Source organism: Caulobacter sp. BK020 (assembly GCF_004342605.1).
In the GTDB taxonomy this organism is placed as follows: domain Bacteria; phylum Pseudomonadota; class Alphaproteobacteria; order Caulobacterales; family Caulobacteraceae; genus Caulobacter.
Map to the genome: position 1 here is coordinate 113,553 of NZ_SLZL01000011.1, position 12,804 is coordinate 126,356.

16 protein-coding genes are annotated in these 12,804 nt (G+C 70.1%); 10 read left to right on the forward strand and 6 right to left on the reverse strand.

The window, feature by feature from the left end; translation table 11 throughout:
• Positions 1–6: 6 nt before the first annotated feature.
• The 3 genes from hslV (at position 7) to hslU (ending at position 2,772) form a co-directional block, all read left to right on the forward strand.
• The gene (hslV, locus tag EV278_RS15160; protein WP_132093051.1) at positions 7–570 is read left to right on the forward strand and encodes an ATP-dependent protease subunit HslV; all 564 of its coding nucleotides are present in this window, start codon (positions 7–9) and stop codon (positions 568–570) included.
• 73 nt (positions 571–643) lie between these two features.
• Complete coding sequence (locus tag EV278_RS15165; RefSeq protein ID WP_132093053.1) at positions 644–1,480, forward strand: nuclear transport factor 2 family protein; 837 nt, start codon at positions 644–646, stop codon at positions 1,478–1,480.
• On the forward strand, positions 1,477–2,772 hold the full coding sequence (hslU, locus tag EV278_RS15170; RefSeq protein ID WP_132093056.1) for an ATP-dependent protease ATPase subunit HslU: 1,296 nt from the start codon (positions 1,477–1,479) through the stop codon (positions 2,770–2,772). The genes EV278_RS15165 and hslU overlap by 4 nt, the downstream gene beginning before the upstream one ends.
• A gap of 138 nt (positions 2,773–2,910) precedes the next feature.
• Here hslU and EV278_RS15175 read toward each other — a convergent pair whose 3' ends face one another.
• The 3 genes from EV278_RS15175 to EV278_RS15185 form a co-directional block, all read right to left on the reverse strand.
• Positions 2,911–3,972, reverse strand: a complete 1,062-nt coding sequence (locus EV278_RS15175; RefSeq protein ID WP_132093059.1) for a DUF2252 family protein — start codon at positions 3,970–3,972, stop codon at positions 2,911–2,913.
• 45 nt (positions 3,973–4,017) lie between these two features.
• On the reverse strand, positions 4,018–4,914 hold the full coding sequence (locus tag EV278_RS15180; protein ID WP_132093061.1) for a methylated-DNA--[protein]-cysteine S-methyltransferase: 897 nt from the start codon (positions 4,912–4,914) through the stop codon (positions 4,018–4,020).
• Positions 4,915–5,069: 155 nt separating this feature from the next.
• Positions 5,070–5,546, reverse strand: coding sequence for a DUF2244 domain-containing protein (locus EV278_RS15185; protein ID WP_132093064.1), 477 nt, complete (start codon positions 5,544–5,546; stop codon positions 5,070–5,072).
• 81 nt (positions 5,547–5,627) lie between these two features.
• Here EV278_RS15185 and nth point away from each other — a divergent pair, with 81 nt between their 5' ends.
• The gene (nth, locus tag EV278_RS15190) at positions 5,628–6,329 is read left to right on the forward strand and encodes an endonuclease III (RefSeq protein ID WP_132093067.1); all 702 of its coding nucleotides are present in this window, start codon (positions 5,628–5,630) and stop codon (positions 6,327–6,329) included.
• A gap of 133 nt (positions 6,330–6,462) precedes the next feature.
• Here nth and EV278_RS15195 read toward each other — a convergent pair whose 3' ends face one another.
• The gene (locus EV278_RS15195; protein WP_132093070.1) at positions 6,463–7,314 is read right to left on the reverse strand and encodes a transporter; all 852 of its coding nucleotides are present in this window, start codon (positions 7,312–7,314) and stop codon (positions 6,463–6,465) included.
• A gap of 117 nt (positions 7,315–7,431) precedes the next feature.
• On the opposite strand from EV278_RS15195, the gene EV278_RS15200 reads away from it, so the two are divergent.
• From EV278_RS15200 to EV278_RS15225, 6 genes are read left to right on the forward strand one after another with little or no spacing between them, the layout of a single operon-like run.
• Positions 7,432–8,421 (forward strand): adenosine kinase, encoded by a 990-nt coding sequence (locus tag EV278_RS15200; RefSeq protein WP_132093073.1) that lies wholly within the window; start codon positions 7,432–7,434, stop codon positions 8,419–8,421.
• A gap of 8 nt (positions 8,422–8,429) precedes the next feature.
• Positions 8,430–9,020, forward strand: coding sequence for an imidazoleglycerol-phosphate dehydratase HisB (hisB, locus tag EV278_RS15205; RefSeq protein WP_019848747.1), 591 nt, complete (start codon positions 8,430–8,432; stop codon positions 9,018–9,020).
• Between the two features lie 12 nt (positions 9,021–9,032).
• Entirely contained in the window at positions 9,033–9,674 is a 642-nt protein-coding gene (hisH, locus tag EV278_RS15210; RefSeq protein ID WP_132093076.1) for an imidazole glycerol phosphate synthase subunit HisH, read from the forward strand.
• Complete coding sequence (gene hisA / locus EV278_RS15215) at positions 9,662–10,396, forward strand: 1-(5-phosphoribosyl)-5-[(5-phosphoribosylamino)methylideneamino]imidazole-4-carboxamide isomerase (RefSeq protein ID WP_165916657.1); 735 nt, start codon at positions 9,662–9,664, stop codon at positions 10,394–10,396. The genes hisH and hisA overlap by 13 nt, the downstream gene beginning before the upstream one ends.
• Positions 10,396–11,178: an imidazole glycerol phosphate synthase subunit HisF gene (hisF, locus tag EV278_RS15220; RefSeq protein WP_132093082.1), complete on the forward strand. Its 783-nt coding sequence runs from the start codon at positions 10,396–10,398 to the stop codon at positions 11,176–11,178. Before hisA ends, hisF begins: the two co-directional genes overlap by 1 nt.
• Positions 11,178–11,528 carry a phosphoribosyl-ATP diphosphatase gene (locus EV278_RS15225; RefSeq protein ID WP_132093085.1) on the forward strand — a complete coding sequence of 117 codons (351 nt, stop codon included), beginning with the start codon at positions 11,178–11,180 and terminating at the stop codon, positions 11,526–11,528. Before hisF ends, EV278_RS15225 begins: the two co-directional genes overlap by 1 nt.
• Before the next feature lie 98 nt (positions 11,529–11,626).
• Here the strand turns inward: EV278_RS15225 and EV278_RS15230 are convergent, their stop codons facing one another.
• Positions 11,627–12,199, reverse strand: coding sequence for a DUF4337 domain-containing protein (locus tag EV278_RS15230; RefSeq protein ID WP_132093088.1), 573 nt, complete (start codon positions 12,197–12,199; stop codon positions 11,627–11,629).
• 64 nt (positions 12,200–12,263) lie between these two features.
• Positions 12,264–12,803, reverse strand: a complete 540-nt coding sequence (locus EV278_RS15235; RefSeq protein WP_132093091.1) for a Smr/MutS family protein — start codon at positions 12,801–12,803, stop codon at positions 12,264–12,266.
• Position 12,804: the final 1 nt, after the last annotated feature.

Consider the following 12,804-nt stretch of genomic DNA (forward strand, 5'->3'; position numbering starts at 1 on the left):
GAAGCCATGCAAAACAGCAACTCCTTCCCCGACTGGCACGGCACGACCATTCTGGCGGTGCGCAAGAACGGATCGACCGTGATCGCCGGCGACGGACAGGTCTCCATGGGCCCAACCGTCGTCAAGGGCAACGCCCGCAAGGTGCGTCGCCTGGCCGGCGGCAAGGTGGTGGCCGGCTTCGCCGGGGCCACGGCCGACGCCTTCACCCTGATCGAGCGGCTGGAAGCCAAGCTCGAGCAGTATCCTGACCAACTGGCCCGGGCCTGCGTCGACCTGGCCAAGGACTGGCGCACCGACCGCTACCTGCGCCGGCTGGAGGCCATGCTGCTGGTGGCCGACGCGGCCTCGATCTACACGGTCACCGGCGTCGGCGACGTGCTGGAGCCGGGCGAGAGCCAGGGCGGCGGCTCGGTGGCGGCCATCGGCTCGGGCGGCAACTACGCCCTGGCGGCGGCCAAGGCCCTGATCGACCAGGACCTGAGCGCCGAAGAGATCGCCAGACGTTCGATGGCCATCGCCGCCGAGATCTGCGTCTACACCAATGGCAATCTGACGGTCGAAACCCTCTGATTTCGTGGCGTTACGCGGAATTCACGAGCCAAGACCTTCGCGCGGCGCTTAGCTCGGCGCGGGAGGCTTCGCCATGCTCAAGACCGCTCTGATCGCCTGCGCCCTGCTGGCCGCCGCGCCAGCCCTGGCCGCGACGCCCTCGCCGGCCGAGATCGAGACCGCCGAACGGGCCTTCGCCGCCGACGGCCTGGCCCTGGGGGTCCGGGACTCGTTCCTCAAGCACATGGCCGACGACGCCATCGTCTTCCGGCCCGGCCCGGTCAGCGCCAAGGCGCTGTACGAAAGCCGGCCGTCCAGCAAGGCCGTCCGTCTGGAATGGTGGCCGCAGAAGGTGGTGATCGCCCGGTCCGGCGACCTGGGCCTGTCGGTCGGCCCCTCCGCGATCAACGGCAAGCGCGGCGGCTACTACGCCACGATCTGGCGCAAGGGTCCGGACGGCCAGTGGAAGTGGATCTACGACGGCGGCGCGGAGGCTGACGCGGGCAAGGCGCCGGGCCAGGACACCCCGGCCCTGCGGGGCCCGGTCGCCAAGACGGGCGCTAAGTCGCCGGCGGACGCCTTCGAAGCCATTCGCCAAGCCGAGACGGCGCTGGCCAAGGCCGCCGAAGACAATGCGCCCGGCGCCTACCGCGCAACCCTGGCCGCCGACGCCTGGCTGACAGGGCCCGAGGGGACCGAGAGCCTCGCCCCCGACGCCCTGGCCGAGCGCGTCGATGCGCGTCCCGGGCGCATGGCGTTGACCCTGCGGGGCGGCGGCGCCTCGGCGGGCGGCGACTTCGTCTGGACCCACGGAACGGCCCGCTGGACCGATCCGTCTGACACCCCCATCAACACGCACTATATGCATGTCTGGCAAAGGCGCCCCGAAGGGTGGCGCCTGATCTTCGAGACCTTGAACACGGACACATGACCGAATTCTCCCCCCGCGAAATCGTCTCCGAACTGGACCGCTACATCGTCGGCCATACCGAGGCCAAGAAGGCCGTCGCCGTGGCCCTGCGCAATCGCTGGCGTCGTCGCCGGGTGCCGGCCGACCTGCGCGACGAGGTCACGCCCAAGAACATCCTGCTGATCGGCCCTACCGGCGTCGGCAAGACCGAGATCGCCCGCCGGCTGGCCAAGCTGGCCCAAGCCCCGTTCCTGAAGGTCGAGGCCACCAAGTTCACCGAGGTCGGCTATGTCGGCCGCGACGTCGACCAGATCGTCCGCGACCTGGTGGAAAGCGCCCTGGCCATGGTCCGCGACAAGCGCCGGGCCGGGGTCAAGGCCAAGGCCGAGGCGGCCGCCGAGGAGCGCATCCTCGACGCCCTGACCGGTCCCGGCTCGACCGCCGCCCGCGACAGCTTCCGCAAGAAGCTGCGGGCCGGCGAGCTGGACGACAAGGAGGTCGAGCTGCAGCTGGCCGACACCGGCGGCGGCGGCCTGTTCGAGATCCCCGGCCAGCCGGGCGCGTCGGTGCTGAACCTGTCGGAGATGATGAAGTCGTTCGGCGGCGGCCGCACCAAGACCCACAAGACCACCGTCACGGGCGCCTGGGCCCCGCTGATCGCCGAGGAAAGCGACAAGCTGCTGGACCAGGAGGCCCTGACCCAGGAGGCGCTGGAGCTGGCCGAGAACCACGGCATCGTCTTCCTGGACGAGATCGACAAGGTCGCCTCCTCCAGCCAGCGCGGCGGGGCCGACGTCAGCCGCGAGGGGGTGCAGCGCGACCTGCTGCCCCTGATCGAGGGCACGACGGTCTCGACCAAGTACGGCCCCGTGAAGACCGACCATATCCTGTTCATCGCCTCGGGCGCCTTCCACGTAGCCAAGCCGTCGGACCTACTGCCCGAGCTGCAGGGTCGTCTGCCGATCCGCGTGGAGCTGAAGGGCCTCAGCCGCGACGACCTGCGCCGCATCCTGACCGAGCCGGAAGCCAACCTGATCCGCCAGCACCAGGCCCTGATGCTGACGGAAGGGGTGACCCTGGCGTTCAGCGACGAGGCCATCGACGCCGTCGCCGACGCCGCCGTGGCGGTCAACGCCTCGGTCGAGAACATCGGCGCCCGCCGCCTGCAGACCATCCTGGAAAAGGTGGTCGAGGACATCAGCTTCACGGCCGCCGACCGTTCCGGCGAGACCGTGACGGTCGACGCCGCCTATGTGAACGACAGGATCGGCGCCCTGGCGGGCAACGCCGACCTGAGCCGGTTCATCCTGTAGGGCCGAGCCCCGTCTGCGAGCCGAAAACCTCGTCCTTCGACAAGCTCAGGATGAGGTTTTCTGTCGCCCAAGCCTGCGCAATGGTCCTCATCCTGAGCTTGTCGAAGGATCTGGACCACGCACGGACGCCGATCCGCTCTAATCGAAGGCCGCCTGATCCGCCTCGACCTGGCGCGCCATCGCCTTGGCATGGTCGCGCAGCCAGTCGGGTGGCAGGCTCCGCAGATGCGCCGACAGGGCCGGCGCGCGATCAGCGTCCCCTGCATGGCAGTTGGCGATCTCCCGGCCCATCGCGACCAGCATGTCCGGCGACAGCAGGTCGTCGATCGAGTCCTTCGCCTCGATCTTGCGGCTGTTGGGCGACAGGCGGCGGACGACCAGGCCGTCGGCGACGCGGTAGTGCGGATCGACGGCCCGGAGCCGACCTCCGGCGACCTCGCCTGCCCGGATCGACGGATCGCCCCCATGGCGCAGCGTCCAGGCCGGGACGACCACCGCCTTGACCTCGCGCAGCACCGGCCCGCCTCGCCAATCAGCCCGGGCCACGAACCGCGGCCGGCCCAGGCTGCCGACCCCGGCCGTGCGCGGGAAGGTCTCGAAAGCCGCGGCGGGATCTGGCAAGGCCGCAGCCAAGGCCGAGCGATAACGCGGCGGGATCGGCCGCGATGGCGGCGCGGCGAACCTGGCCCAATAGGCGGCGCGGTCGGACTCGGGCAGCACCACCGCCTTGCGCAGCCACTTGTGGTCGCGCTCCAGGATGAACGGCTGCGGCGCGGCCAGGCCGGCGGCGTAGCCCTTGAGGACCGCGTCGCAGATCTCCCGTGCGCCGGCCGCCTCGTCCTTGTTGGCCAGCAGGGCGCTGGCGGCCAGGCGCACCAGGTCCAGCGGCCAGGGCATGACGGCCGCCTCGTCGAAGTCGTTGACGCCCCACACCAGCCGCCCCTCGGCGTCGCGCCAGCAACCGAAGTTCTCGACATGGGTGTCGCCGATCGACAGGACCGACGGCGCCGAGGCCAGGTCGGGACAGGCCTCCAGGACGGTCTCGGCCCAGCGCCAATAGGTCGCCCGCAGGAACGGGAACGGGCCGTCCCGCATCTTCTTATGCTTCTCGGACAGGTCGGCCTCGACCAGGTCGCCGCCCAGGGCCGTGGCCAGCCACGCCTCATAGGCCTTGGCCGAAGCCTTGATCGAGGCGGTCATGCTCATGTTCCCCGAGACGACGGCCAAACCGGCCACTGTCCGAGACTAGACGCTGACGTTCCCGCCCGGAAGCCGGGCGCCGGCCTGCACCGCCTCCAGGCCCAGCATCGCCGCCTTGCGCCCCAGGCCCCAGTGGTAGCCGGTTAGCCGACCGTCCTTGGCGATGGCGCGGTGGCAGGGGATCAGCAGCGAGATCGGATTGGCCCCGATCGCCCCGCCGGTCGCCTGGTAGGCGCGCGGACTGCCGGCCCAGGCGGCGATCTCGCCATAGGTGCTGGTCCGGCCCGGCGGGATACGCAGCAGGGCCTTCCAGACCTGGACGTTGAACGGCGAGCCGATCAGCACCACCGGCAGGGGTTGCTCGCCGCCGGCGAAGGCGTGGATGGCGGTGCGGACCGCCGCCTCGTCGTCGCGGCGCCAGTCGGCGGCCGGAAAGCGCCGGTACATGTCGTCGAACGTCGCCTCGTCGTCGCCGTCGGAGAAGGCCAGGCCCGCCAGGCCGCGCGGGGCCATGACGAACAGGCCCCTGCCGTACGGCGTGGGCGCCCAGCCCCAGGCCAGGCTGATCCCCTCCCCGCGCCGGCGCACGTCGCCGGGGGTGACCGCCTCCTGGGCGATGAACAGGTCGTGCAGGCGCGAGGGACCCGACAGGCCGGCGTCATAGGCCGCGTCGAGCACGCTGGCCCCCTCCTCCAGCGATCGCCGGGCCTCGGCGTGGGCGATGGCGGCGACGAAGGTCTTGGGACTGACCCCGGCCCAGCGGCTGAACACCCGCTGGAAGTGGAACGGCGACAGGCCGACGGCCTGGGCGGCCTCGTCCAGCGACGGCCGCTCCTGCCAGCGGTCGGCCAGCCAGGCCAGGGCCTTGGCCATGCGGTCGTAGTCGGCCGACCGCTCGGTCAGGTGGGCGAAGGCTTGCGAGGGGGAGATATCCAGAGCCATGGGGAGAAGATAATGCGGCAGCCGACGCTCGTCCGCCCGGTTCTTGCGGCTCTCGGGTACGAACCTCGTCCTTCGACAGGCTCAGGATGAGGTTCTACTGAACCGCCGCATCAGTCGTCCTCATCCTGAGCTTGTCGAAGGATCAGGACGGCCGCTCAGCCATACCGTTCGGACCGAGCCTCCAAGATCGCCCGCTCCAGCGCCCGGGCGAAGTCGACGCGCTCGGGCGGGCTCAACGCCCGGCCCAGGGTCAGGCGCTTGCGCGACATCATCAGCCGCACCCGCGTCTCGTGCTCGCCCGGCTGGTCGACGCCCACCCGGGTAAAGGCGGTCGGCGAGGTCCAGACCACCCGGGCGCCCTTTTCGTCCTCGCGGCTCACCGTCACCGCCTCGGCCGTGACCCGGATCCGTTCGGCCCGCTCGGCGGCCCGGAAGCTGGCGCGCAGGGCCAGCCATACCGCCAGGACGTCCAGCCCCAGGAACGGCAAGACCGGCGGCGCGCCCAGCACCAGCAGGAACACCGCGACCATCAGGTTGAAGGCGATCATCACGCCCAACACGACATGCAGCCCGCGCCGGCTCATCGACCGGTTGGGCTTGATCACGGCGTCCATGTAGAGCGGCAGGGCCATGACGCTGGTTTAGGCCTGGCGGAGGGGCCTGGCGAGACCCCGGCTTGGCGAACCCGGCGCATCACGGCATGGTCGCCGCCCATGGCCTCCCCCGCTCGCAAGCCCCTGACCAGGAAACGTCCCGCCGCCAAACGTGTCTCGCCCGCCGAGCGCGAACGGGTCGAGGTGCTGTTCTCGCGGTTCGAGAGCCTGGAGGACCACCCGAAGACCGAACTGCACTACTCCAATCCCTACACCCTGGTCACCGCCGTGGCCCTGTCGGCCCAGGCCACCGACATCCAGGTCAACAAGGCCACCGGCCCGCTGTTCGCCAAGGTCGACAGCGCCGCCAAGATGCTGGAACTGGGGGAAGAGGGATTGGTCCCCTATATCGCCTCGATCGGCCTCTATCGGACCAAGGCCAAGAACGTGATCGCCGCCGCCCGCATCCTGGTCGAGCAGTACGGCGGCAAGGTGCCCCTGAACCGCGCGGCGCTGGAAAGCCTGCCTGGCGTGGGCCGCAAGACCGCCAGCGTGGTGCTGAACGAGCTGGACATCGAACCGGCCATCGCGGTGGACACCCATGTGTTCCGCGTCTCCCACCGCCTGAAGCTGTCAGCCGGCAAGACACCCGACGCGGTCGAGGACGACCTGATGCGGGTGGTTCCCGACCGCTTCAAGACCCGCGCCCACCACTGGCTGATCCTGCACGGACGCTATGTGTGCGTGGCCCGAAAGCCCAAGTGCGAGATCTGCCGGATCGCGGACCTGTGTCCGTCCCGGGAGCTGTTTCTGGGGGCTTAGGCGGCCAACCATTTGCCCCCTACTGGCCTTCGGCCGTCTTCACCCGGAGGGGGAAGAACGCTAGCACTTGAGGCTCCGCCCCCTCCGGGGGCGGACAGACCGCGTAGCGGTCAGGTGCGGGCAAGCGAGCGAGCTACAGCGCGCCCATGACCGCCGTCGCGAACGCCGCCCCGTCGTCGTGGGCGTGCTCCAGGAACAGGTCCGGTTCGATGACCTCCAGCTCCATCAGCTGCGGCGTCCCGTCCAGCCCGCGGATCAGGTCGACCCGGGCGTAGGTCAGGGGCGCGCCGGCCGCCGCCAGGACCATCTCCGCGGCGTGCAGCGCCTCCGGCTCGGGCGCGACGCCGCTGACCTGGCCGCCGAACTGCGGCTGAACGCGGAAATCGCCGGCCACCGCCACCTTGGTCACCGCGTGGCTGAACACGCCGTCGAAATAGAACAGCGACAGCTCGCCCTCCTCGCCGACAGCCGGCAGGAACGGCTGGATCAAGGCCGGGCCCGCCGTGCAGCCGGCCAGACCGTCGGCGTGGCGCAGCTTCACCGTGTCCTGCGAGCCGCCGGAGATCTGCGGCTTGGTCACCAGCACGTCGACGCCGAACGCGTCGCGAGCGTGGTCCAGCGCCTCCATCGTCAGCCGGTCGACCGCGTGGGTGGGCACCACCGGCGCGCCCCTGGACGCCAGGTCGGCGAGATAGGTCTTGGTGGTGTTCCAGCGCAGCACCGGGGCCGGATTGGCCAGGCGCGCGCCGGCCGCTTCCAGGGCGTTCAGCCGGGCGAACCATTCGCCGGCCCGCAGGTGGTAGCCCCAGCTGAGCAGCGGCAGCACCAGGCGGGCGTCGTTTGTGTCGGCGTCGACCCAGCTGGCGGCCTGCACGCTCAGGCCCCGGGCGCGTAGCGGCGCGGCCAGACGCTCGAACAACGGCGACCAGCTACCGGCGAAGCGCGGCTCATCCGGCGCGGGGGTCAGGATCAGGACGTCGGTCAAGGCTAGGGTCATGCCCCTGGCGGTAGAACGCCGCGACCCCGGGAGCAAGGCTCGCGTTGCCTTGCGGCCCCCGATCCGCTACTCCGCGCGCGTCACGCTATCCGGAAAAGACCTTTCATGACCGCTCTCTACGACGTCGCCGCCATCGGCAACGCCATCGTCGATGTCATCGCCCAGTGCGACGACGCCTTCCTGGAGCGGGAGGGCCTGGTGAAGGGCTCGATGGCCCTGATCGACCCAGCCCGCGCCGCCAGCCTGTACGAAGTGATGGCCGCCGGCATCGAGGCCTCGGGTGGTTCGGCCGCCAACACCGCCGCCGGCGTCGCCAGCTTCGGCGGCAAGGTCGCCTTCATCGGCAAGGTCGCCGACGACCAGCTGGGCAATGTGTTCCGCCACGACATGAAGGCCATCGGCTGCGACTTCACCACGCCGCCCCTGGCCGAAGGCCCAGCCACGGCCCAGAGCCTGATCAACGTCACCGCCGACGCCCAGCGCACCATGTCGACCTATCTGGGCGCCTGCGTCGAGCTGAACCCGGCCGATGTCGATCCGGCGATCATCGAGGCCGCCCAATACTCCTATCTGGAAGGCTATCTGTTCGACCCGCCCGAAGCGCGCCGCGCCTTCGCCAAGGCCGCCGCGCTCAGCCACGGCGCGGGCCGCAAGATCTCGATGACGCTGAGCGACAGTTTCATGGTCGACCGCCACCGCGGCGCCCTGCTGGGTTTCATCGAGACCCAGTGCGACGTGGTCTTCGCCAACGAGGACGAGATCTGCTCGCTGTTCGAGACCACCGACTTCGACGCCGCCGTCAAGGCCCTGGCCGAGCGCGTCGAGATCGCCGCGATCACCCGCGGCGAAAAAGGCTCGATCGTCGCCTCCGGAGGAGCCTTGCACGAAATCTCGGCCTATCCGGTGGAAAAAGTCGTGGACACGACCGGCGCTGGCGACCAATACGCCGCAGGTTTCCTCTACGGCCTCAGCCAAGGCCGCCCGCTGCCGGTCTGCGGCCAGCTGGGCAGCCTGGCCGCCGCCGAGGTGATCGACCACTACGGTCCGCGTCCGCAGGTTTCCCTGCGCGAGCTGGCCGTGAAGAACGGACTCTAAGGAAGCCCATGGCCCGCACCGCTGAAGTGGTCCGCGAGACGAAGGAGACCCAGATCCGGGTCTGGATCGATCTCGACGGGACCGGCGCCTCGACGATCTCCACCGGCATCGGGTTCTACGACCACATGCTGGAGAGCTTCGCGCGCCATGGCGGCTTCGACCTGAAGGTCGAAACCAAGGGCGACCTGCACATCGACATGCACCACACGGTCGAGGACACCGGCATCGTGCTGGGCCAGGCGATCCACAAGGCGCTGGACGGCTTCAAGGGGATCCGTCGGTTCGGCCACGCCTATATCCCGATGGACGAGACCCTGACGCGCTGCGCCATCGACCTGTCCAACCGGCCCTACCTGATCTGGAAGGTCGACTTCAAGCGGCCCAAGGTCGGCGAGATGGACACCGAGCTGTTCAAGGAGTTCCACCACGCGTTCGCCATGAACTGCGGGGCGTGCGTGCACCTGGAGACCCTCTACGGCGACAACACCCACCACGTCGCCGAGAGCGGGTTCAAGGCCCTGGCCCGGGCGCTGCGTCAGGCGGTCGAGATCGACCCCAAGACCGGCGGCCATGCCCCTTCCACCAAGGGCGTGCTGTAGGAAACTGATTTCATGCAGACCGTCGCCCTGATCGATTACGGGTCGGGCAACCTGCGCTCGGCCGAGAAGGCCCTGCGCGAGGCGGCCCGCCGCCACGGCGTCGACGCCGACATCGTGGTCACCGCCGAGGCCGGGATCGTGGCCGCCGCCGACCGGGTCGTGCTGCCCGGCGTCGGGGCCTTCGCCTCATGCCGCGCGGGTCTGGACGCCTCGGGCGTCTACGAGGCCATGAACCAGGCCGTTCACGGCCGGGGCGCGCCGTTTCTGGGCATCTGCGTCGGCCACCAGCTGCTGGCCACCGAGGGCCTGGAGTTCGGCGTCACGCCGGGCCTCGACTGGATCCAGGGCCAGGTGAAGAAGCTGACGCCGAACGATCCGGCCCTGACCATTCCGCACATGGGCTGGAACGCGATCGCCTTCGCCCGCGACCACGCCCTGTTCAGGGGCGTCGAGACCGGCGCCCACATGTACTACGCCAACTCCTTCGCCCTGACCCCGGCCGATCCGGCCGACGTGCTGGCCACGACCGATCACGGCGGCCCGTTCACGGCCGCTGTGGCCAAGGGCAATGTCGCGGGCGTACAGTTCCACCCCGAAAAATCCCAAGCCGCGGGGCTCGCCCTGCTCGCCAACTTCCTGGAATGGCGCCCATGATCCTCTATCCCGCCATCGACCTGAAGGACGGCCAGTGCGTGCGCTTGCTGCACGGCGACATGGACAAGGCCACGGTGTTCAACACCAGCCCCGCCGACCAGGCCGAGCGGTTCGTCAAGGACGGCTTCTCGTGGCTGCATGTGGTCGACTTGAACGGCGCCATCGAGGGCAAGTCGGTCAACACCGCCGCCGTGCAGTCGATCCTGGAAGCCATCTCGATCCCAGTGCAGCTGGGCGGCGGCATCCGCACCCTGGCGGGCGTCGAGGCCTGGATCGAGGCCGGCGTCTCCCGCGTGATCCTGGGCACGGTCGCGGTCCACGACCCCGACCTGGTCCGCAAGGCCGCCCGCCTGTGGCCCGAACAGATCGCCGTGGCCGTCGACGTGCGCGACGGCAAGGTGGCGGTCGACGGCTGGACGGGCCTGTCGGACCTGGACGCCATCACCCTGGGCAAGCGCTTCGAGGATGTGGGCGTGGCCGCGCTGATCGTCACCGACATCAGCCGCGACGGCGCCCTGACCGGCGTCAATGTCGAGGGCGTGGGCGAACTGGCCGACGCCGTCTCGATCCCGGTCATCGCCTCGGGCGGCGTCGCCTCGGTGGCCGACATCGAGCGGCTGAAGGCCCGTCCGGGCGTCGAGATCGCCGGCGCCATCCTGGGCCGCTCGCTCTACGCCGGCACGATCAAGCCGGCCGAAGCCCTGACCATAGCGGCCGCCTGATGCTGAAGACCCGGATCATTCCTTGCCTGGACGTCAAGGACGGCCGGGTGGTCAAGGGGGTCAATTTCGTGGCCCTGCGCGACGCCGGCGACCCGGTGGAGCAAGCCCGCGCCTATGACGCGGCCGGAGCCGACGAGCTGATGTTCCTGGACATCACCGCCTCCAGCGAAGGCCGCGGCCTGATCCTCGACGTGATCGCCCGCACGGCCGAAGTCTGCTTCATGCCGGTGTCGGTCGGGGGCGGCGTACGCCAGGTGTCGGACATGCGCCGCCTGCTGCTGGCCGGCGCCGACAAGGTCTCGGTCAACACCGCCGCCGTCGAGAATCCCGACCTGGTCGCGGCCGGGGCCGACGCCTTCGGCGCTCAGTGCGTGGTGGTGGCCATCGACGCCAAGGCCCGCGCGGACGGCTCGGGCTGGAATGTCTGGACCTATGGCGGCCGCAAGGACACCGGCATCGACGTGGTCGACTGGGCCGCCAAGGTCGTCGAGCGCGGGGCGGGCGAGATCCTGCTGACCTCGATGGACCGCGACGGGGCCAAGATCGGCTACGATATCCCGCTGCTGAAGGCCGTGACCGGCGCGGTGACCGTACCGGTGATCGCCTCGGGCGGAGCCGGCAACACCGACCACCTAGTGGAAGCCGCCCGCGACGGCCACGCCGCCGCCGTGCTGGCCGCCTCGATCTTCCACTTCGGCGAGATCAGCGTCGGCGAGGCCAAGCGGGCCATGGCCCAGGCCGGCATTCCCGTGCGCCTGGACGACCTGAGGGGGGCCGCCTGATGGACGCTCAAACGCGCACGCTGTTCGAGGTCCTGGAGCGCCTGGCGACGACGATCGAGACCCGCAAGGGCGGCGACCCGGCGACCTCCTACACCGCCAAACTGCTGAACGACCCGACCCTGGCCGCCAAGAAGCTGGGCGAGGAAGCCGTCGAGACGGTGATCGCCGCCGTGGCCTTGAATTCTGAGCGAGGGGGACCGGACGCCCTGGCGGCCGAGAGCGCCGACCTGCTGTACCACTGGCTGGCCCTGATGGCCGCCTCGGGCGTGTCTCTGGATGCGGTGGCCGAGAAGCTGGCGGCCCGCGAAGGCACGTCAGGCCTCGCCGAGAAGGCTTCGCGGAAGTCCTAGAGCATCGCGCGGAAAAGTGGATGCCGGTTTTCCGCAAAAGCGATGCGAAAACAAAAATCTAGAGCAAGTCGTGCGATTCCTATGTCGCGCGATTTGCTCTAGCCCAGCAGCTTGCCGAGCCAGGCCGAGTGCAGGCTCCAGCCCAGGAAGCCGGCCAGGCCCATCACCACGCCCAGCGCGCCGAACGCCCAGGACGCCCACAGCGCCGCCGGCGTCTCGACCAGCGCCGCCACCGCCGCGATCGAGACGGCGATGGAGATCAGGGCGTCGGAGGCGTCGAACTGGTCGTCATGGACGTTCAGCGCGTCGTACTGGCCGGCATAGCCCTCGGCCCTGGCCTTGAGCGACGGGATCTCGGCCCTGTACTTGCCGATCTCGGCCTCCAGCCGGGCGGCTTCGACGGTCGCGGCGGCGCGCGTCGCCTCGCCGCCCGACAGCGCCAGCAGCCGCGCCTGGGTCACGGCCGTTTCATCGATGTGCAGCTTGGTCTTGGTGGCCTGGTACTCGTTCCAGGCGTCGACGCCGTCCGACTGGGCCTGCTGCATGGCCTGGACGATGTTGCCGTCCTTGACGCCGCACAGGCCCATGAAGATCGACAGGACGACCACCGTGATCGCCACCTGCCGGTTGAGGCGCTTGTCCTTGGCCTCGGCGCCGATTTCGATGTCCATGTCGCCTCTCCGGAACCGGTGAAGCTTGACGCCGAGATTTTGGCGAACCCGCGGCGATGCCGGGTCAGATCTTCGGCGGTCGCCGCTTCAGGGCCACGTACAGCGCCCCGTCGCCGCCATGGCGCTTGTCGGCCGGCGACACCCCGGCGACGATGTCGCGCAGGGCCGGGTCGGCCAGCCATTCGGGTGTGCGCGCCCGCAGGACGCCGACCCCCAGCTTGCCCTTGCCGGTGACCACCAGGGCCGCGCGGTGGCCGTCCTCCCATGCGCGGCGCAGGAAGGCCTCCAGCACCGGCCGGGCGCGGTCCTGGTCCAGGCCATGCAGGTCGAGGCGGGCGTCCAGCGGCGCCTGCTCGCGGACGATCTTGCGGCGGCGGTTGGGCTCGATGCCCTCCAGCGGACCCGGCGCGCGCTTTGTCTCCACCGGCTTGGTGGTCGTGGGATCGACCAGCAGCGGAGCGATCGGCTGCAGGCTGGTCGGTTGGACCAGCGACTTCTCGGCCTTGGGCGTCCAGCCCGCCGCCTTGCGGGTCGGCTTGGCCTTGACCGTGGCCGTGACCATGCCCCACAGGCGCATTTCGTCGTGGCGCGGGGGGCGCTTCACC

Excerpts from the sequence above, each read along its gene's own strand:
- EV278_RS15225 (WP_132093085.1), top strand. The coding sequence starts at position 11,178 with ATGGACGCTCAAACGCGCACGCTGTTCGAGGTCCTGGAGCGCCTGGCG.
- hisH (WP_132093076.1), top strand. The coding sequence starts at position 9,033 with ATGCAGACCGTCGCCCTGATCGATTACGGGTCGGGCAACCTGCGCTCG.
- EV278_RS15185 (WP_132093064.1), bottom strand. The coding sequence starts at position 5,546 with ATGGCCCTGCCGCTCTACATGGACGCCGTGATCAAGCCCAACCGGTCG.
- hisB (WP_019848747.1), top strand. The coding sequence starts at position 8,430 with ATGGCCCGCACCGCTGAAGTGGTCCGCGAGACGAAGGAGACCCAGATC.
- hisF (WP_132093082.1), top strand. The coding sequence starts at position 10,396 with ATGCTGAAGACCCGGATCATTCCTTGCCTGGACGTCAAGGACGGCCGG.
- EV278_RS15200 (WP_132093073.1), top strand. The coding sequence starts at position 7,432 with ATGACCGCTCTCTACGACGTCGCCGCCATCGGCAACGCCATCGTCGAT.
- hslV (WP_132093051.1), top strand. The coding sequence starts at position 7 with ATGCAAAACAGCAACTCCTTCCCCGACTGGCACGGCACGACCATTCTG.
- hslU (WP_132093056.1), top strand. The coding sequence starts at position 1,477 with ATGACCGAATTCTCCCCCCGCGAAATCGTCTCCGAACTGGACCGCTAC.
- nth (WP_132093067.1), top strand. The coding sequence starts at position 5,628 with ATGGCCTCCCCCGCTCGCAAGCCCCTGACCAGGAAACGTCCCGCCGCC.
- EV278_RS15230 (WP_132093088.1), bottom strand. The coding sequence starts at position 12,199 with ATGGACATCGAAATCGGCGCCGAGGCCAAGGACAAGCGCCTCAACCGG.
- EV278_RS15175 (WP_132093059.1), bottom strand. The coding sequence starts at position 3,972 with ATGACCGCCTCGATCAAGGCTTCGGCCAAGGCCTATGAGGCGTGGCTG.
- EV278_RS15165 (WP_132093053.1), top strand. The coding sequence starts at position 644 with ATGCTCAAGACCGCTCTGATCGCCTGCGCCCTGCTGGCCGCCGCGCCA.
- EV278_RS15180 (WP_132093061.1), bottom strand. The coding sequence starts at position 4,914 with ATGGCTCTGGATATCTCCCCCTCGCAAGCCTTCGCCCACCTGACCGAG.
- hisA (WP_165916657.1), top strand. The coding sequence starts at position 9,662 with ATGGCGCCCATGATCCTCTATCCCGCCATCGACCTGAAGGACGGCCAG.